This window comes from Actinoplanes sp. NPDC048796 (assembly GCF_040650035.1).
Classification (GTDB): domain Bacteria; phylum Actinomycetota; class Actinomycetes; order Mycobacteriales; family Micromonosporaceae; genus Actinoplanes.
The window spans coordinates 1008142-1026207 of record NZ_JBEZGO010000001.1 but is presented as its reverse complement, the minus strand read 5'-3'; the positions used below and the strand labels follow the sequence as shown (position 1 = coordinate 1026207).

General features: G+C 70.0%; 23 protein-coding genes. 18 read left to right on the top strand and 5 right to left on the bottom strand.

Annotated features, from left to right (window positions below):
* Positions 1 to 12 precede the first annotated feature (12 nt).
* The 11 genes from cheB to AB0C26_RS04845 all read left to right on the top strand — a co-directional run bounded on the left by cheB (position 13) and on the right by AB0C26_RS04845 (position 8230).
* Positions 13 to 1062 (top strand): chemotaxis-specific protein-glutamate methyltransferase CheB, encoded by a 1050-nt coding sequence (gene cheB, locus AB0C26_RS04895; RefSeq protein ID WP_360241602.1) that lies wholly within the window; start codon positions 13 to 15, stop codon positions 1060 to 1062.
* 24 nt (positions 1063 to 1086) lie between these two features.
* Positions 1087 to 1686 (top strand): HEAT repeat domain-containing protein, encoded by a 600-nt coding sequence (locus tag AB0C26_RS04890; RefSeq protein ID WP_360241599.1) that lies wholly within the window; start codon positions 1087 to 1089, stop codon positions 1684 to 1686.
* Positions 1683 to 2558, top strand: coding sequence for a protein-glutamate O-methyltransferase CheR (locus tag AB0C26_RS04885; RefSeq protein WP_360241596.1), 876 nt, complete (start codon positions 1683 to 1685; stop codon positions 2556 to 2558). Before AB0C26_RS04890 ends, AB0C26_RS04885 begins: the two co-directional genes overlap by 4 nt.
* Positions 2555 to 2947: a response regulator gene (locus AB0C26_RS04880; RefSeq protein WP_360241593.1), complete on the top strand. Its 393-nt coding sequence runs from the start codon at positions 2555 to 2557 to the stop codon at positions 2945 to 2947. The genes AB0C26_RS04885 and AB0C26_RS04880 overlap by 4 nt, the downstream gene beginning before the upstream one ends.
* Positions 2944 to 5289 carry a chemotaxis protein CheA gene (locus tag AB0C26_RS04875; protein ID WP_360241590.1) on the top strand — a complete coding sequence of 782 codons (2346 nt, stop codon included), beginning with the start codon at positions 2944 to 2946 and terminating at the stop codon, positions 5287 to 5289. The genes AB0C26_RS04880 and AB0C26_RS04875 overlap by 4 nt, the downstream gene beginning before the upstream one ends.
* Positions 5270 to 5545 (top strand): hypothetical protein, encoded by a 276-nt coding sequence (locus AB0C26_RS04870; RefSeq protein WP_360241587.1) that lies wholly within the window; start codon positions 5270 to 5272, stop codon positions 5543 to 5545. Before AB0C26_RS04875 ends, AB0C26_RS04870 begins: the two co-directional genes overlap by 20 nt.
* The gene (locus tag AB0C26_RS04865) at positions 5542 to 5913 is read left to right on the top strand and encodes a response regulator (RefSeq protein WP_360241584.1); all 372 of its coding nucleotides are present in this window, start codon (positions 5542 to 5544) and stop codon (positions 5911 to 5913) included. Before AB0C26_RS04870 ends, AB0C26_RS04865 begins: the two co-directional genes overlap by 4 nt.
* An 80-nt stretch (positions 5914 to 5993) precedes the next feature.
* The gene (locus AB0C26_RS04860; protein ID WP_360241581.1) at positions 5994 to 6983 is read left to right on the top strand and encodes a methyl-accepting chemotaxis protein; all 990 of its coding nucleotides are present in this window, start codon (positions 5994 to 5996) and stop codon (positions 6981 to 6983) included.
* Between the two features lie 8 nt (positions 6984 to 6991).
* The gene (locus tag AB0C26_RS04855) at positions 6992 to 7255 is read left to right on the top strand and encodes a hypothetical protein (RefSeq protein ID WP_360241578.1); all 264 of its coding nucleotides are present in this window, start codon (positions 6992 to 6994) and stop codon (positions 7253 to 7255) included.
* Positions 7252 to 7779 (top strand): GAF domain-containing protein, encoded by a 528-nt coding sequence (locus AB0C26_RS04850; protein WP_360241575.1) that lies wholly within the window; start codon positions 7252 to 7254, stop codon positions 7777 to 7779. Before AB0C26_RS04855 ends, AB0C26_RS04850 begins: the two co-directional genes overlap by 4 nt.
* Before the next feature lie 64 nt (positions 7780 to 7843).
* Positions 7844 to 8230: a DUF3099 domain-containing protein gene (locus AB0C26_RS04845; protein ID WP_360241572.1), complete on the top strand. Its 387-nt coding sequence runs from the start codon at positions 7844 to 7846 to the stop codon at positions 8228 to 8230.
* Here the strand turns inward: AB0C26_RS04845 and AB0C26_RS04840 are convergent.
* Together AB0C26_RS04840 and AB0C26_RS04835 are read right to left on the bottom strand one after the other, a co-directional pair.
* A complete protein-coding gene (locus tag AB0C26_RS04840) occupies positions 8212 to 9102 on the bottom strand; it encodes a sugar kinase (protein WP_360241569.1) in 891 nt (296 codons plus the stop codon). The two genes, AB0C26_RS04845 and AB0C26_RS04840, sit on opposite strands and share 19 nt — an antisense overlap.
* Positions 9099 to 10043 (bottom strand): pseudouridine-5'-phosphate glycosidase, encoded by a 945-nt coding sequence (locus AB0C26_RS04835; protein ID WP_360241566.1) that lies wholly within the window; start codon positions 10041 to 10043, stop codon positions 9099 to 9101. Before AB0C26_RS04835 ends, AB0C26_RS04840 begins: the two co-directional genes overlap by 4 nt.
* A gap of 128 nt (positions 10044 to 10171) precedes the next feature.
* Here AB0C26_RS04835 and AB0C26_RS04830 point away from each other — a divergent pair, with 128 nt between their 5' ends.
* From AB0C26_RS04830 to AB0C26_RS04810, 5 genes are all read left to right on the top strand, one after another.
* The gene (locus AB0C26_RS04830) at positions 10172 to 10390 is read left to right on the top strand and encodes a DUF3039 domain-containing protein (RefSeq protein WP_097318628.1); all 219 of its coding nucleotides are present in this window, start codon (positions 10172 to 10174) and stop codon (positions 10388 to 10390) included.
* A gap of 8 nt (positions 10391 to 10398) precedes the next feature.
* Entirely contained in the window at positions 10399 to 10995 is a 597-nt protein-coding gene (locus tag AB0C26_RS04825; RefSeq protein WP_360241562.1) for a trimeric intracellular cation channel family protein, read from the top strand.
* A 93-nt stretch (positions 10996 to 11088) separates the two neighbouring features.
* Positions 11089 to 12819 carry a DEAD/DEAH box helicase gene (locus AB0C26_RS04820; protein ID WP_360241559.1) on the top strand — a complete coding sequence of 577 codons (1731 nt, stop codon included), beginning with the start codon at positions 11089 to 11091 and terminating at the stop codon, positions 12817 to 12819.
* A gap of 48 nt (positions 12820 to 12867) precedes the next feature.
* Entirely contained in the window at positions 12868 to 13359 is a 492-nt protein-coding gene (locus tag AB0C26_RS04815) for a hypothetical protein (protein WP_360241556.1), read from the top strand.
* Positions 13359 to 13619, top strand: coding sequence for a helix-turn-helix transcriptional regulator (locus tag AB0C26_RS04810; RefSeq protein WP_360241553.1), 261 nt, complete (start codon positions 13359 to 13361; stop codon positions 13617 to 13619). Before AB0C26_RS04815 ends, AB0C26_RS04810 begins: the two co-directional genes overlap by 1 nt.
* Positions 13620 to 13715: 96 nt before the next feature.
* Here the strand turns inward: AB0C26_RS04810 and AB0C26_RS04805 are convergent, their stop codons facing one another.
* Positions 13716 to 13955 (bottom strand): hypothetical protein, encoded by a 240-nt coding sequence (locus AB0C26_RS04805; protein ID WP_097318633.1) that lies wholly within the window; start codon positions 13953 to 13955, stop codon positions 13716 to 13718.
* 241 nt (positions 13956 to 14196) lie between these two features.
* On the bottom strand, positions 14197 to 15759 hold the full coding sequence (locus AB0C26_RS04800; protein ID WP_360243527.1) for an RNA polymerase sigma factor: 1563 nt from the start codon (positions 15757 to 15759) through the stop codon (positions 14197 to 14199).
* A 256-nt stretch (positions 15760 to 16015) separates the two neighbouring features.
* Here AB0C26_RS04800 and AB0C26_RS04795 point away from each other — a divergent pair, with 256 nt between their 5' ends.
* A complete protein-coding gene (locus tag AB0C26_RS04795; protein ID WP_360241550.1) occupies positions 16016 to 16831 on the top strand; it encodes an inositol monophosphatase family protein in 816 nt (271 codons plus the stop codon).
* 3 nt (positions 16832 to 16834) lie between these two features.
* Here AB0C26_RS04795 and AB0C26_RS04790 read toward each other — a convergent pair whose 3' ends face one another.
* Positions 16835 to 17371, bottom strand: coding sequence for a LytR C-terminal domain-containing protein (locus AB0C26_RS04790; RefSeq protein ID WP_360241546.1), 537 nt, complete (start codon positions 17369 to 17371; stop codon positions 16835 to 16837).
* A 352-nt stretch (positions 17372 to 17723) separates the two neighbouring features.
* Between AB0C26_RS04790 and AB0C26_RS04785 the strand changes: the two genes are divergently transcribed.
* The gene (locus AB0C26_RS04785) at positions 17724 to 18020 is read left to right on the top strand and encodes a DUF4193 domain-containing protein (protein ID WP_097322121.1); all 297 of its coding nucleotides are present in this window, start codon (positions 17724 to 17726) and stop codon (positions 18018 to 18020) included.
* Positions 18021 to 18066: the final 46 nt, after the last annotated feature.

Sequence of the window (18066 nt, the reverse complement as noted above, 5' to 3'; positions counted from 1 at the left end):
GGGAGCGTCCACGTGGCAACCACATCCGTTCTCGTCGTCGACGACTCGGCTCTGATGCGCCGGGCCATCAAGGCCATCCTCGAGGAGGGCGGCTTCGAGGTCCACACCGCCCGCAACGGCGTCGACGCCCTGGAGCAGCTGTCCCGGCTACACCCGGACGTCGTCACGCTCGACATCAACATGCCGGAGATGGACGGCCTGACCTGCCTCGCCAAGATCATGGCGGAGCGCCCCACCCCGGTCGTCATGGTGTCGTCGCTGACCGAGAAGAACGCTTTGATCACTTTCGAGGCGCTCGAGCTGGGCGCGGTCGACTACGTGGCCAAGCCGGGCGGCACGGTGTCGCTGAACATCGACGAGGTCGCGGCCGAGATCGTCAGCAAGGTCCACGCGGCGTCGTCGGCGCGGATCAGCCGGGCCCGGGGCCTCCGCGAGCGGATGAAGGCCGCGCCGGCCCGTACCGCTCCGTCCCGGCCGGGCAAGGCCGGCGAGGTCGACCTGGTGCTGATCGGATCCTCGACCGGGGGCCCCAACCTGCTCGCCGAGCTGCTGCCGGAGTTGCCGGCCACGCTGGGCGCGCCGGTGATCGTGGCCCAGCACATCCCGGCGTCGTTCACCGCCACCCTCGCGCGGCGGCTGGACGAATTGTGCGCCCTGCGCGTGCACGAGGTCGACCGGATCATGAACGTGCAGCGCGGCAACATCTACCTCGGCAAGGGCAGCAACGACGTGGTCGTCGCCCGGCGCACGGACGGCCTGATCGTCAAGAGCGTGCCGGCCGGCGCCGAGTACCGCTGGCACCCCAGCGTCGACCGGCTGGTCAACTCGGCCCGGCGGCACGTGCCGGACGAGCGCCTGGTGTGCACCCTGCTGACCGGCATGGGCGACGACGGCGCGGCCGAAATGGGCGCGGTGCGGGCCGGTGGCGGCCGCACGATCGCCGAGTCCGAGGAGACGGCCGTGGTCTGGGGCATGCCGGGCGAGTTGCACCGGCGGGGCGGCGCCACCGTCACCCTGCCGTCATACGAGATCGCGGAGCGTCTCGCCGACTGGGTCCGCTGAGAGACGAACAGAGGGGGAAACACCGTGGGACTCGTCCGCCGCAACGCGCCACCGCCCGAGGAGACGGCCGCGCCGCCGTCCATCGACACCCTGATGAGCCAGCTCGACGACCCGGACCCGGACTGCCGCCGGGAAGCGGCGCTCGGGCTCGGTGGTGTCGACGAGGCCGTGCCCGCGCTGCTCAGCCGGGTTGCCGGCGAGGACGAGCCGGCGGTGCGCGACGCGATGCTCACCACCCTGGCTGCGCACGACACGGCGGCCGTGGCTGAGGGGCTCGCCGTCCATCTGGCCACCGACGACGCCGGTCTGCGCACCGCTGCGGCCGAGGCGCTGGCCACCATGCCGGTCGCGGTGCCGGCGATCGTCCCGCGCCTGCTCGCCGACCCCGACCACGACGTGCGGGTGATGACCGCGATGGTCCTCGCCGACCTGCCGCATCCCGGCTCACAGACGTGGTTGGCCCAGATGATCGCCGAGGACGAGCACCCGAACGTGGTCACCGCGGCCATCGACGCCCTGCTTCCGTCGCTCGGCCCGGAGCACCACGACCTGCTTCGTGCCGCCGTGGACCGGTTCCCGGGGGACCCGTTCCTGCGGTTCACGGTCGAGGCGGCCTTGCGATGACGAGTGCGGCCACGGCCGGAGCCGGGCTCAGCGACGCGGAGTTCGAAAAGTTCCGCGAGTACTTCTACAAGCGCACCGGCATCCAGTTCACCTCGGCCAAGCGCTACTTCGTGGACAAGCGCATCGACGCCTGCATCCGGGGCTCGAAGTTCGACACGTTCACGTCCTGGTTCGCCGCTCTGCGCCTGAGTGACCGGTCCGACCTGCTCCAGGAGCTGATCAACCAGCTCACCGTCAACGAGACGTACTTCCTGCGCGAGGACTACCAGTTCGACTCCATGCTCCGGACGGTGCTGCCGGCGGTGCTCGAGGCGCGGGGTGGCGTGAACCGGATCGTCGGGCCGGTCAAGATTCTCTCCCTGCCCTGCTCGACCGGCGAGGAGCCGTACTCGATCGCCCTGCGGCTGCTGGAGGAGTGGCCCCCGATCGACCGGATCGACGTGGAGATTCACGGGGCCGACATCGACAGCGATGTGCTGTCGAAGGCGGGGCACGCCAGCTACGGCGAGCGGTCGCTGCAGCGCGTGCCGAAGAAGTGGCGGGACAAGTACTTCAGCCCGGTCGGCGGGGGCCGGTTCCAGCTCGACGAGGGCATCCGGGGCGCCGTCACGCTGCATCAGGTCAACGTGTGCGACACGAACACGATGCGGGCGTTCCGCGATTTCGACGTGGTCTTCTGCCGCAACGTGCTGATCTATTTCGACGAGCTGTCCAGCCGGCGGGCGGCCGAGAACCTGTACGGCGCCATGCGGCCCGGCGGTTACCTGTTCCTCGGCCACTCGGAGTCGATGAGCCGCATCTCGCCGATCTTCACGCCGACCCGCCTGCCGGAGGGCATCGTCTACCAACGACCGACCGGAGCCAACCGATGACAGAGACCCCAGTGAAGGTGCTGGTCGTCGACGACGCCGCCACGGTGCGGCTGTATCACACCAGCCTGCTGTCCGAGGCCGGCTTCCACGTCGAGGAGGCCGCGAACGGCCTGGAGGCGGTCGAGTCGGCCCTCACCACCGCGTACGACCTGTTCGTGGTCGACGTCAACATGCCGAAGATGGACGGGTACTCCTGCGTCGAGACGCTGCGCTCGGAAACGGTCGGAACGCCCGCGCCGGTCCTGATGATCAGCACCGAGGACCGGCCCGGCGACGCGGACCGGGCCTACGCGGCGGGCGCGAACCTGTACATGGTCAAGCCGGTCTCCGCCGAGCGTCTGGTCCGGGTGGCCCGGATGCTCACCGCCGGATCGGGCATTGCGGCATGAACCCGCTGCTCGCCCAGTTCCTGGCCGAGGCGGCCGACCTGCTGACCCAGGTCGACGAGGGCCTGCTGCAGCTCGAGCGTGACCCGGGCGACCCGGAGCTGGTCAACGAGGTGTTCCGGGCCGCCCACACGTTCAAGGGCTCGTCCGGTCTGTTCGACTTCCCCGAGCTGACCCGGCTCACGCACGCGGCCGAAGACCTTCTCGACGCCGTACGCGGCGGCCGGCTCAACCTCGACTCGGGCATGACCGACGACCTGCTGGCCGCGTTCGACCTGATCCGCGGCTGGCTGGCCCACGTCACCCAGCACGAGCGGCTGCCCGCCAGCGCCGGCGCCGACGCGGCGGTCCTGATCACCAAGCTGCGCGGCCCGCTCGGCGGCGACGCCACCACCCCGGTGGCCGAGAAGGCGCCGGTGGTCCACGTGATCGCCCCGCCGCCGGAGTGGCTACGGCACTTCGACACCGAGTGGCTGGACGAGACCGCGACCTGGCTGGCCACCACGGCCTCGACCTTGCGCTTCGCCCGCTACGCACCCGACGAGGGCTGCTTCTTCCGCGCCGAGGACCCGGTGCATCTGATCAGCCAGGTGCCCGCCCTGGCCAAGATGGCCGTGGTGCCGCCGGACGAGTGGCCCACGCCGGAGGGCTACGACGAGTACACCTGCCTGATCGGCTTCGTACTGGCCGCCCGGGCCGCGCACGGCGAGCTCGACTATCTGTTCCGCTATGTGCCCGATCAGGTCGAGGTGGTCGAGCTCGACGGGGACGCGCTGCGCCGGTTCCTCAACGGTGAGGTGGCCGAACCGGCGCCGGCCTCGACGGCCGAGGCGGAACCGGCCGCCGCCGAGGCGCAGGACCCGGCGCTGGTCCACGACGCGTACGCGCTGCTGACGGCGGCCCAGAGCTCGTTGCGGACCGAGGGTATCGGCGGAGCCCGGCTGGCCTCGATCGCCCACTCGGTCTCCGCCGCCGCGGCCGCCCTGGGCGAGATCACCGAGCTGGCCGACCTGAACGCCGAACAGCTCACCGAGACGGTCAACCGGCTGCTCGGGTCGACCCCACCGCCGCCACCTCCGCCCGCGCCGATCGAGCGGCCGGTGCCGGAGGAGCGGATCGACCGCGGCCGCGCCGACGACCCCGGCGGCCAGGTCGGTACCAAGATCCTCAAGGTCGATCAGGAGAAGGTCGACCACCTGATGGAGCTGGTCGGTGAGCTCAACGTGGCCAAGAACGGCCTGACCTTCCTGGCCGACTCGGCCGAGGAGGAGTTCGGCAGCCGGGTGCTCGGCCGCCGCATCAAGGACCAGTACTCCGGTCTGCACCGGATCGCCGAGGAGCTCCAGGCCTCGGTGATGGACATCCGGATGCTGCCGCTGTCGGTCGCCTTCTCCCGCTTCCCCCGGCTCGTCCGCGACCTCAGCCGCCGGCTCGGCAAGAACATCGAGCTGGTCATGGAGGGCGAGGACACGATGGCCGACAAGGACGTCATCGAGGCCCTGGGCGACCCCCTCGTGCACCTCGTGCGCAACAGCCTCGATCACGGCATCGAGCTGCCCGACGAGCGGACCGCAGCCGGCAAGCCGGCGCAGGCGCGGATCACTCTGAGCGCGGTCGCCGACGGCGACGCGGTGGTCGTGGAGATCGCCGACGACGGGCGTGGCATCAATCCCATGAAGGTCAAGCGCAAGGCGTACGAGAAGGGCCTGATCTCAGAGGAAGAGCTCGAGTCCATGGGTGACGCGGAGGCCGTCGAGCTGGTCTTCCGCGCCGGATTCTCCACCGCCGACCAGGTTTCGGATCTCTCCGGACGGGGAGTCGGCATGGACGCCGTACGGGCCAGCGTGGAGAAGCTCGGCGGCACCGTCACGATGAAGTCGGAGTTCGGCACGGGCAGCGTGACCCGGCTGCGGCTGCCGCTGTCGATGGCGGTCACCCAGGTGATGGTGGTCAGCGTGGCCGGGCAGCGGTTCGGCATCCCGGTCGACCTGGTGGTCGAGACGGTCCGGGTGCCCGGCGGCGAGATCGGCCGGGTGCTGCACCAGGACGTGGTCGTGCTGCGGGGCGAGGTGGTCCCGGTGATCGACCTGGCCCGGGCCTTGCAGATGCCGTGGACGCCGGACGAGACCGCCGATCGGCGCATCCTCATCGTCAGCCTGCAGGGTCAGCGGGTCGGCCTGCTGGTCGAACAGTTCCATCGCGAGGTCGACGTGATCCTCAAGCCGATGGAGGGCCTGCTCGCGTACGCGGACGAGTTCTCCGGCACGGCGCTGCTCGGCGACGGGCTGGTGCTGTTGGTGCTGAACATGAAGGAGGTGCTGGGTCTTGCCGCTCGAGCTCAATGAGACGACCGCGACCCTGAGCGACGTGGTGACCGTCGACGAGGTGGAGCCGCTGGTGGCCTGGCTGCGCGCCACCCCGAAGGCGAAGGTCAACCTGCGCCGTTGCAACCATCTGCACACCGGCGCGCTCCAGGCTCTGCTGCTTTTCCAACCGAAGATTAGCTCGGCACCAGCGAACGCCTTCCTGGCGGAGCAGGTGCTGCCACTGCTCGCGGGGAGCGGTGGCGCAACCAGCCGACCAGAAAGTGAACCTCCATGACCACAGTGATGCTCGTCGACGACTCCGCCACCATGCTCATGAGCCTGAAGTCCATCCTGACCAAGGCCGGGTACTCCGTCGAGACCGCCGGTCACGGCAAGGAGGCGCTCGACAAGCTGGCCAAGGGCGTCAAGCCCAACCTGATCATCAGCGACGTCAACATGCCGCAGATGGACGGGATCACCTTCGTCCGGGAGGCCCGCAAGGCCCCGGGCATGCGTTTCACCCCGATGCTCATGCTGACCACGGAGTCCGAGCAGACCAAGCGCAACGAGGCGAAGTCCGCGGGCGCCACCGGCTGGCTGGTCAAGCCGGTCGCCCCCGAGCAGCTCCTCGGTGTGATCAAGCAGGTCGTCCCGGGCGCGTGAGTTGAGCCCTTTCCCTGGAGGTTTCGATGGCCGGCCTACTCCGCCGTCAGGCGGTGCCGTCCACGCCGGAAGGACCGAGCGTGCGGGCTGATGTCATTGCCGGATCGCTGCGGCCCGTCCCCGAGTTCTGCGAGATCGTCGACGCTCATCTGAACGACGTGATCGAGCAGACCGGTGAGGCCGCGGAGGCGATCGTCACGCAGATGCTGAAGATCGACTCGCTGGCCGAGGTGATGTCGGGCGACGTGTCCCGGCTGGCTGGCACCCTGGGCCGCACCGAGGACCAGCTGCTGCAGGCGAGTTCGTCCAACGAGCAGCTCGTCGACCGGCTGATCCGCTACTTCCTCTATCGGGACGAGCAGGTGCGGGCCCTGGTCGACGAGATGCGCGGCCTCAAGAAGCACGTGACCCAGATCGAGGAGGTCAGCCGGGCGACGAACATCCTGGCCCTGAACGCCATGATCGAGGCGGTCCGGGCCGGCGACGCCGGCGAGGGCTTCTCGGTCGTGGCGGACGAGGTACGCAAGCTGGCCACCCGGTCGTCCCAGGCGGCCAACGGGATCGGCACGATGATCGCCGACCTCACGGCCCGGCTCGACGCGGTGCTCACCGACGACAGCAACTTCGACGAGAACGTCCCGACTGACCTGGGGGCCGACGACACGGCGATGACCCGGCGCCTCAGCGGCATCGCCGACGCCCAGCGGGAGATGTCGGAGATGGTGTCGGGCATCCTGCACGACACCGTGGACGCCGCCCACCAGGTGCAGCATAGCTCGGACGCCCTCATCTCCGAGACCACCGGCGCCGTCGGGCACGTCCAGTTCCAGGACATCAGCCGGCAGATGCTGGAACACGTCGCCGATGCCGTGAGCCAGGTCAAACGCCAGGTCGAGGACACCATCGGGTACGCCGAGGGCGGCGTGCCGGCCGACGCGCTGATCGAGCGGACGATCTCGGCCGAGGATCTGCGAAACCGGCACGTCATGGCCCGGCAACGTGTTACGCACGGTGACAAGGCCGGCGTCGCTGCGGCCGCGGACGACACCCCGTTGATCGAACTCTTCTAGGACGGATTATGGCGCCGAACACCGAGCGGCCGACCGAGGCCGACGCTCTGCGGGCCCTGGCTGAGCTCGTCGGAACCCAGACCGCGACCGGGATGTGGGACCTCTCGGTCCGCACGCTCGGCCTGCACCGCCCGGTCGAGTCGATCGCCGACCTGCGCCGGGTGGCCGAACACATGATGGTCACGGGCGATCTGGTGCGGGTGGCCGGCCGGTCGCTGAAGGTCCGTGCCATCACCTACGACGCACTATCACCGGCAGGAGGACAGCCATGATGCTTCTCGAAGAGCGGCCGCGCGTCGCGATACCCACGGTCGATCGTCTCCTCGACGTGGCTCACCTCGGCCTCGACCGCGAGCAGCCGCGTACCTACCTCCAGGAGATCGTCGACCAGCTCGCCGACCGCGTCGGCGCGCCCTTCGCCCTGATCGACGTGCTCCTGGACGGCGCTCAGGTGTTCCTGGCCGCGCACGGGCCGGTGCCGGCCTGGATCGCCCAGGCCGGCGGCACCCCGATCGAATGGGCGTTCTGCCGTCCGTTCCTGACCGACCGCCGGCCCCGTTTCGTGCGCGACCTGGCGACCGACCCGATGTGGCGGGACAACCCGCTGGTGACTGTCGAGGGCGCACGGTCGTACATCGGCGTGCCGTTGATCTCGCACCGGGGACACGTCATGGGCGGACTGTGCGCGGTGGACCTGGCCCCGCGCGATTTTCCGGCGGAATCGATCGCGACGATGGAGCGACTGGCGGTCGAGGTTATCGACCGTCTTGAATCGGAGGTCGGCACCGGTTCTTGACCGGAGTCCCTGGGCGGCGGGCGGCGATCGGTGCCATGATGGGGGGTCGATCGGAGACCCCATCGTGAAGAAACAGCCGGTTCTGATCACCGACGCCGCTCCCAGCCCCGACGAGCAGTACCGCAGCCGCCAAGTCCGTTACGTCAGCATGATGACCGTCCGGGCACTGTGCCTGATCGTCGGTGCGATCCTGGTCAGCATCCGCCCGCCCCTGCTCGGCCTCTGGCTGGTCCTGTGCGCGGCCGGCATGGTCTTCCTGCCCTGGGCGGCCGTGCTCATCGCCAACGACCGCCCGGCCAAGACCAAGGCCGAGCGGGCCGCCTCCGCCCTGGCCGAGAAACAGCAGGCGACCCTGCCCCGGCACACCACCGAGGACGTCGAATATCTGACCATCGACCTCGAGCCCACCGACTGGGCTCCGGGCGAGACCCGTCAGGGGGAGAAAGGCTGACGGGGACGAGCCCCGATCTGGCCCACGGCCTCGGCCCCCAGCTCGGCGCCGGCCGTCAGCGACGCCTCCGGCGCCGCGCCGGAACACCAGGCCGCGAGCAGACCGGCGGCGAAGGCGTCCCCGGCTCCGGTCGGATCTTTCATGTGGCGTACGCGCCGGGGCGTCACCGACCACACCTGACCGTCCCGGGACGCCCAGGTGGCCCCGGCGCCGCCCCGCTTCACGACCGCGTGCCGCGCGTGCGCGGTCAGCCGCCGCGCCTGCTCGGCCGCCGGGCCGGGCCCGGCCAGCACGTCCGCCTCGTCCGCGTTGCAGAGCAGCACGTCGACGTCGCGTACCCAAGCCAGAAAAGCGGAAGCACCCACCGAGCGCAACGGCGCCGCCGAGGCCGCGTCGACGCTCGTCGTCATGCCGGCGGACGCCTCCAGGGCGGCCAGACCGGCCGGCCGTGACCCGTCGTGCAGCAGCGGATAGCCCGAAAGATGCAGGTGGGAGGCGCCCACCAGGGCGGCTCGCACGTCGTCCGGGTCGAGCAGCAGCGCGGCGCCCCGATCGGTGATCATCGTCCGCTCGTGCGGGCCGGCCAGCACCACGACACTGCCGGTGACCGCGCCCGGGTGGGCCCGCACCGCGCACCGCACCCCGGCCGCCGTCAGCTCGGCCACCCGCTCGCGCCCGGCGAGATCGTCACCGACCGCCGCGACCAGGGTCACCTCGTGCCCGGCGTGGGCCAGCCAGGCCGCCGTGTTGGCGGCCTGACCGCCACCGCCGACGGTGATCGCCGCGTCGGTGTCGGAGCCGGGCTCGATCGGCCCGGCATGAGCCACCAGCACATCGGTGACGAGATCACCGACGACGACGATGCCGCTCACGCCGCGGTGAATCCCAGCGGCGCCGGCGTCGCGGCGGTCGCAACGGCGATCTTGGCGGCCAGCTCGGCGTTGCGCAGGATGATCCGCACGTTGACGGCCAGGCTCTGGCCCTCGGTGCTCTCGTGGAAATGCCCCAGCAGGAACGGGGTGACCGCCTTGCCGGTGATGTGGTCGCGGGCCAGCAGCTCCAGGCCCTCGGCCAGGGTGCGGTCGTGCAGCTCGGTGTCCAGCTGCTCGTCGGTCGGCAGCGGGTTGGCCAGAATCAGCGCGCCGGCCCCGACGCCCTGGTCGGACCGGGCCCGGATGACGTCGGCGACCTGCTCGGGGGAGTCGAGCTGCCAGTCGATGTCGAAGCCGCCGTCGGTGATGAAGAAGCCCGGGAACCGCTTGGTCCGGTATCCGGCCACCGCGACGCCGAGGGTCTCCAGGCGCTCCAGCGTGGCGCCCACGTCGAGGATCGACTTCACGCCGGCGCAGACCACGACGATCGGGGTCTGCGACAGGGTGGTCAGGTCGGCCGACTCGTCGAACGTGACGTTCGCCTCGCGGTGCACGCCGCCGAGCCCGCCCGTGGCGAACACGCCGATGCCCGCGGCGGCGGCGACCGCGCTGGTCGCGGCGACCGTGGTGGCGCCGTCGGCCCGGGTCGCGGCGGCCACGGCCAGGTCGCGTACCGACAGCTTGGCCACGCCCTGGGCCAGCGCCAGGTGCTCGATCTGGGCGTCGTCCAGGCCGACGATCAGCTCGCCGCCGATCATGCCGATGGTGGCGGGTACGGCGCCCTGGTCACGCACGGTCTGCTCGATCTCGCGGGCCACGCGGAGGTTGTCCGGGTGCGGCAGTCCGTGCGAGATGATGGTGCTCTCCAGCGCGACCACCGGCCGGCCGTCCCGGCGGGCACGGGTCACGTGCTCGCCGTATCGAATCGCGAAGTCAGTCACGCCACCTACCGTACGGCTTTGATCATTGGACCGGCCCCGAGGTAGCTGTCACACTTGCGGGTTGGAGCTTTGTTCTCGCCGCCGAGGCCGGGGGACCGGCGGCGACACAACCGAAGGGCAGATTTCACGTGAGCACTCAGATCCTGGAGCGTCCGGAGACCAAGGACGCCGACACCGGGCCGGAGATGTTCCATTACGTCCGTAAAGAGAAGATCGCCGAGAGTGCCGTGATGGGCACGTTCGTGGTGGCGCTGTGCGGCGAGAAGTTCCCGGTGACCAAGTCGCCGAAGCCCGGCTCGCCGGTGTGCCCCCAGTGCAAGGAGATCTACGAAGCGATGACTCGCTGAACGAGGGCATGCTCAGCGCCGACCTGATCGGCGTCGCGGTCTTCGCGGCGTCCGGCGCGTCGGCCGGGGTGATCAAGCGGCTCGACCTGTTCGGTGTCGCATTCGTCGGCTTCATCGCCGCGCTGGGTGGCGGCATCGTGCGCGATCTGGTCATCGGCGCGGTACCGCCGCTGGCGTTCGCCGACTGGCGGTACGCGGTGACCGCGGTGGTCACCTCCCTCGCCGTGTTCTGGTTTCACCCGCAGCTGTCCAAGCTGCGCCGGCCCGTCCTCGTGCTGGACGCGGCCGGACTCGGCCTGTTCACCGTGACCGGCACGCTGAAGGCGCTCGACGCCGGCGTGCCGGCCGTCGGCTCCTGCCTGATCGGCATGCTCACCGCCATCGGCGGCGGACTCGCCCGCGACATGCTGATGGGTGAGGTCCCGGTCGTCCTGCGGCGGGACATCTATGCCGTGGTGGCCCTGGCCGGCGCGATTATTGTCACGATCCTCCGCGGGCTTTCCCTGGATTCCGTCTGGGCGCTGGCCGCAACCGCCCTGTTCATCACTGGTGTCCGGCTCGTCGCGCTGTACCGCCGCTGGTCGGCTCCGGTCGCTGCGCCGTAACCGCCACCGGGTGCCGTCCGCGGCTATGCTGGTTGCCGCCTCCGGCTCTCACGACCGGGGGTTCGTTGTTGTTACGAGGGGACCGTTCGAGCTTTGAGCCCGCCACTGCCGAAACTGGAAACCTTCCCTGACCTGCGTGACTGGCAGCGCAAGGCCCTGGTGACGTACCTGCGTCGCCGCAGCGACGACTTCATGGCGGTGGCCACGCCGGGCGCCGGAAAGACCACGTTCGCCCTGCGGATCGCCGCCGAACTGCTGGCCGACGGCACGGTCGAGGCGGTCACCGTGGTCTGCCCGACCGAACACCTGAAGGCCCAGTGGGCGTCGGCCGCGGCCCGGGTCGGCATCCAGCTCGACCACCAGTTCCGCAACTCCGAGATCCACTCCTCGGCCGACTTCCACGGCGCGGTCCTCACCTACGCCCAGGTCGGCATGGCCCCGGCCGTCCACCGCCGGCGCACCATGACCCGGCAGACCCTGGTCATCCTCGACGAGATCCACCACGCCGGTGACTCCCGCAGCTGGGGCGACGGCGTCAAAGCCGCTTTCGAGCCGGCCGTACGCCGTCTGATGCTCACCGGAACGCCGTTCCGCTCCGACGAGAACCCGATCCCGTTCGTCCAGTACGAGCGCGGCGACGACGGGCTCCAGCGGTCCCGGGCCGACTCCGTCTACGGCTACGCCGACGCGCTCAAGGACCGGGTCGTGCGCCCGGTGCTGTTCATGGCGTACTCGGGAGAGACCCGCTGGCGCACCAACGCGGGCGACGAGCTGGCGGCCCGCCTCGGCGAGCCGATGACCAAAGACCTGATCGCCCAGGCCTGGCGTACGGCCCTCGACCACCGCGGCGACTGGATGCCCCAGGTGCTGCGCGCGGCCGACGCCCGCCTCACCAAACTGCGCGAACACGGCATGGCCGACGCCGGCGGCCTGATCATCGCCAGCGACCAGCAGACCGCCCGGGCGTACGCGAAACTCATCGGCGAGATCAGCGGCGAGCAGGCCACGGTGGTCCTCTCCGACGACGAGGGAGCCTCCGGCCGCATCGCGACGTTCGCGGCGTCGGAGCAGCGCTGGATGGTCGCGGTCCGGATGGTGTCCGAGGGCGTCGACATCCCCCGCCTGGCGGTGGGGGTCTACGCGACGAGCGCGTCCACGCCGCTCTACTTCGCGCAGGCCATCGGCCGCTTCGTGCGGGCCCGCCGCCCCGGCGAGACGGCGACGGTGTTCCTGCCGAGCGTGCCCCACCTGCTCGGCCTGGCCAGCGAGATGGAAGCGCAGCGCGACCACATCCTGGGCGCCCGCAAGGAGAAGGACGGCCTCGACGACGACCTGCTCGAGCGGGCCCAGCGCGAGGAGAATGCGGAAGGCGAGCTGGAGAAGCAGTTCGAGGCGCTGGGCGCCACGGCCGAACTGGACCAGGTCATCTACGACGGCGCGTCGTTCGGCATGGGCGCACAGACGGGCACGGCGGAAGAGGCGGACTACCTGGGCCTGCCCGGCTTGCTGACCCCCGACGAGGTGTCGATGCTGCTGAACAAGCGGCAGTCGGAACAGATGGCGGCCCGCCAGCGCGTCGAAAAGCAGAAGGCGGCAGAACCGGTACCGGCCCAGCGCGAGGCCCCACCGGCGATGACGGCCGGCGAGCGCCGCAACAGCCTCCGCCGCCAGCTGAACACCCTGGTCGCCGCCCACCACCACCGCACCAACCTCCCGCACGGCAAGATTCACGCCGAGCTCCGCCGCCTGTGCGGCGGCCCGCCCAGCGCCCAGGCCACGATCGAACAGCTCGAGGAGCGCATCGCCACGATCCAGACCCTCTGAGTGTTAAGTCCTCTTGACGTCAAGAGGACTTAACACGAGAATGGACGCATGCTTCTCGACAGAGTCGTGCACTGGAATCTTGATCTCGACGGCGATCTCTACGGCGACGAGCGTGAGCGCTACCGGTGGTATGAGGGCATAGCCACGGCCGCCTCGCTGCAGTGGCTGGCGATCCCGTGGGCCGCGGCCATCATGGTCTGGCCGCTGGGCAAGCCGGCCGTCCTGCCGCTCGCGGTCGTGATGGTCCTGCTCTACGTCCCGATGATGCTCAGCACGCTTTATGTGCGCCACCGCCGGGTTGACACCACCCCCCGCTCCTGGAGCGCCAAGCGGGTGTTCCTGACGGTCGTGAACGGTGCCCCGGCCGCCGTGTTCCTGATCGGCTCGCTCTACGTCTACGACCCTGAGGGGGCCATGTGGCGTGGCGCGGTGTTCGGTGGGGCCTTCGGCGCGGTGGCGACTGCGGTGGCCCAGCTCCTCGAGACCCGCCGCCGGCGGCGCCGTGAGGCGGCTCTGGCTCTGGCGGGGGACGACGACTGATGGCGCCGTCATCCGGTCCGGTGCGCGCGCCGGAGGAGGGCGGCGCGGCGGGCACGCGCATCAGGGCCGCCCGCAAAGAGGCCGGCCTGACCCAGCAGGGGCTCTCCGTGGCCGTTCAGGTGAGCCGGCAGACCATCATTGCGATGGAGACGGGCGACTACGCCCCCTCCGTGTACCTCGCCTTGAAGGTCGCCAAGGCGCTCAACACGTCCGTGGAGCGCCTGTGGGGCGAGGAGGTGCCTGTCCCCACCCCGGCCTGACGCCGAGGCGCCAGCGGGCTCTGAGGGCGAGCATGAAAAGGGGCGCCCCACACCGTGGGCGCCCCTTTTTAGAGTCGTTCGGGGGGATCGGCTCTTTTAGTTGGAGTTAGACATCATGTCGGCGCCGCGCCACGTGAACTCCGGATCGGCCGCGTACTGCACTGCGATCTTCACCAGGTCTTCGGCGTACCGGTTGGCGTGGTGTCCGCAGAACACCAGCTCACCGCCACCAGCCAGGGTCAAACGGAGCTTTCCGGCTGCATTGCAGCGGTCGCACCGTTCATCGGCTGCGGTGCCGGCCAAACTATCCGCCGGCGGCGTGAGAGTCGGGGTCATCGCCTTCCTCCTCTGATCGAACCGATGAACACGTTCCTCGGCTACTGCTCACATCGTGCAACACCCTGCACCGTTGCGGCCTTCCCACTGTGCCCCGGGGGGACCGAGGTCACACGTGCTGGGCTAAGTGTGCCGTGATCCAAGGGTGCCACGTCAACGATCACTTCAACACAACGGTCTGATCACCACCCGTTGATGTACGGGTGGTGACCATTTGGACACGCGCTGTTGACTTGGTGCCCTAGTCCAGGTAGTCGCGGAGAACCTGAGAGCGGGACGGGTGTCGCAATTTCGACATCGTCTTGGACTCGATCTGACGAATCCGCTCACGGGTGACCCCGTACACCTGGCCGATTTCGTCCAGCGTGCGCGGCTGGCCGTCGGTCAGGCCGAAGCGCAGCCGCACGACACCCGCCTCGCGCTCGGAGAGCGTCTGCAGCACCTGCTGGAGCTGGTCCTGGAGCAGCGAGAAGGAGACCGCGTCGACCGCGACGACCGCCTCGGAGTCCTCGATGAAGTCACCGAGCTGGCTGTCGCCCTCGTCGCCGATCGTCTGGTCGAGGGAGATGGGCTCACGCGCGTACTGCTGGATCTCCAGCACCTTTTCCGGCGTGATGTCCATTTCCTTGGCCAGCTCCTCCGGGGTGGGCTCGCGGCCCAGGTCCTGGAGCAGTTCGCGCTGGATACGGCCGAGCTTGTTGATGACCTCGACCATGTGCACCGGGATACGGATGGTGCGGGCCTGGTCGGCCATCGCGCGGGTGATCGCCTGGCGGATCCACCACGTCGCGTACGTGGAGAACTTGTAGCCCTTGGTGTAGTCGAACTTCTCGACCGCGCGGATCAGGCCCAGGTTGCCCTCCTGGATCAGGTCGAGGAAGGCCATGCCGCGGCCGGTGTAGCGCTTGGCCAGCGAGACCACGAGCCGGAGGTTCGCCTCGAGCAGGTGGTTCTTGGCCCGCTCGCCGTCGCGGCCGATCCAGCGCAGGTCGCGCTCCATGTTGCGCTCGAGCTTCTCCTCGCCCTCGTCGCAGGCGCGCAGGCGCTCGGCGGCGTAGAGGCCGGCCTCGATGCGCTTGGCCAGCTCGACCTCCTGCTCGGCGTTGAGCAGGGGGACCTTGCCGATCTGCTTGAGGTACGCGCGGACGGAGTCGGCCGAGGCGGTGAGCTCGGCGTCACGACGCGCCTGCTTGAGCGCCTCGGACTCCTCGTCGTCCCACTCGAAGTCGCCGTCGGTGGCCGAGCTGGCGGCGTCGGAGGCGGCGGCCGCGACCATGGCGGCCGGCTCCTCGACGACGACGTCCTCGATCTCGGCGGCGAGTTCCTCGGGATCGATCTCCTCGCCGTCGGCGGGACCCTCCTCGCCGGGCGCGGCGGCCTTGGCGGGGGTCGCCTTCTTGCCGGGCACGGCCTTGGCGGGCGCGGCCTTCTTGGCGGCGGCCTTCTTGGCCGGCGCGGCGCCGGCCGGGTCGGCCGCGCCGGCGGCGGCCGGCTGCTTCGGGGCCGGGGCCGGCGCCTTGCGGGCGGGCGCGGCCTTGGCCGTGGTGGCCTTGGAGGCGGGGGTGGCGGAGCGGGCCGCGGCGACCTTGCGGCGGGTGCTGGCCGAACCGTCGACGACGACGGTGATGGCCGCGTCGACGAGACCGCGAAGAATCTTTTTGGCCTGAGCCGGATTCACCCCGGCGGACTCGAGCGTTCGCGCGACCTCGGCCGACGTGATTTGCCCGCCCGCGCCCTGGGCATGAGCGATCAGGGCCTCGGTGAGAGAACGAACGTCGGCACCGTTCTGGTGGGCTTCTGTCACGAAAGACCTTCCGGAGGCGATGAGGTTGAGCACGGCCATGAGCCCAGCACAGCGCACGGCGAGGAGGCTGGCCGGTGTTGGTGTGGGGACCCCCGGGACGCGGCACCTCGATGGTCTTGGTGTCCGCGAAGCGGTGGGCAGGGGTGAATTGTAGCGCCGTCCTGCGAGATCCTCCCGTCGCAGCACGCCGCCAGGGGCCGCCGACCTCGCCGGAGACGCCCGGCGCGAGAATGGTATCGGCGGAAAGGGCGAAAACGTGAGCGAATTTCGGTCGGTATCGACACCGGGCGTTCTGCTGGAGATCGCGGTGGGAGTGGCCCGGGACGCCGCCGCCACGGCGCGGCGGCTGCGGGCCGAGGCCATCGTCGAGGTGGAGACCAAGAGCACGGCCACGGACGTGGTCACGGCGGCCGACAAGGCGGTGGAACGCCAGGTCATCGAGGCTTTGCGGGAGCTACGGCCGGGCGACGGGGTGCTGGGTGAGGAGTACGGCGACGCGGCCGGCGAGGGTGCCGTGCGATGGATCCTCGACCCGATCGACGGCACAGTCAACTACCTGTACGGGCTACCGCAGTACGCCGTCTCCCTCGCGGCCGAGGCCGACGGCGAGATTGTTGCCGGAATCGTGATCAACGCGGCCACCGGGGACGAGTGGACGGCCACCCGAGGCGGCGGCGCCCACCGCGGCGATCGACGCCTGAAAGTTACGGGACCGGCCGAGCTGAGCCAGGCCCTGATCGGCACCGGCTTCGGGTACGACGCGCGGCGACGGGCCCACCAGGGCCGGGTCCTGGCCGAGTTGATCACCCGGGTGCGTGACATCCGCCGGTTCGGCGCGGCGGCGCTCGACCTCTGCGCGGTCGCCGAGGGCACTCTCGACGCGTACTACGAGAAGGGCCTCAACCCGTGGGACCACGCCGCGGGTGGCCTGATCGCCCAGGAGGCCGGCGCGATAGTGGCCGGGCTGCAGGGAGCGCGCCCGGGCCTCGACATGGTCGTGGCGGCCCCACCAGCGATCTTCAACGATCTGCACGACCTGCTGGTGAGGCTCGACGCGTCCGGCGGCGCCTGAGGATCAGGAGTCGTCGGACTTCTTGAGGCAGCCGCCCGGCGGCACCGTCGGCTCGCCCACCTCGACCAGGGACTGGTTGACCTCGGTGGTGGTGGCGAGCTGGCGGAACTCGTTGCCGATCACGATGTCGATGACGGCGCCCTTGCGCTTGGCGTTGTAGGACATCTTCGACTGGGCGAGGAAGTAGGCGCGCAGCAGCTGCGCCTTGCCGACGGTGTCCGGTCCGTACCGGATCTCGGCCACGCCCTTGAACTTGGTCTTGCTCTCGGCCGGTTTCTGGACCGTGAAGCGCCTGTTCTTGAACTCGTTGGTCACGTTGTCGGCCAGGCCCGAGGAGTTCGTGCCGTTGAAGATCTTGACAGTGACCTCGGCCGGGTCGTCGGGCAGCCGCACGTCGACCATCGGCGCTCCCTCGGGGCAGCCGGCCCCGCTCGTGGCTCCCCCTTGGGAGTCCTTGACGAGCGCCACGATGACGAAGACGACCGCGGCCACGGCGAGCACGCCGACGACGACGAGCGCTCGTACGCGCGCAAAACTCATGGGGCTGGCTCCAGAGATCCGGGGGTGTCGCGCCCGCCGGGGTAGGAGCGGGACCTGTCGGAAGGTTAGCGTCTGCCCGCCAGCCACGCGGAAACAGGGAATACTTCCGGCGCGCCGACGATGATCGAGACGCTTGTACCCCTACCTTGATGTCGCCTCGGTCACATCGGGAACAATGGCGTGCCCGTGCGCGTACAACTCTGCCGCAGTAGCGGTAAGGTTCCGCGCTCGCCGGGGCAGATTCGAGTGTTGGGGGCAGTGTCAGAAATCGTCCGGCGGAACCGGGAACCGAAACAACGTCCTTGACGTTACTAACGCCAAGTGACACATCGATACAGGAGAGTGAAAACCGATGGCCACCGACTACGACGCCCCGCGTCGCGATGAGGTCGACCTCGGCGAGGACAGCCTCGAGGAGCTGAAGTCCCGCCGCGCCGACTCGCAGTCGGGCGCAGTGGACGTCGACGAGGTCGAGGTGGCGGAGAGCTTCGAGCTTCCCGGCGCCGACCTTGCCGACGAGGAGCTCACCGTCAAGGTTCTGCCGATGCAGACCGACGAGTTCCGCTGTGCCCGCTGCTTCCTCGTGCACCACCGCAGCCAGCTGGCGACGGAGCGCAACGGGGAACTGATCTGCCGCGAGTGTGCCTGACCCGGCACTCGCGCGCAGCGCGTCACACCCGTCCGCACGGAAGCGG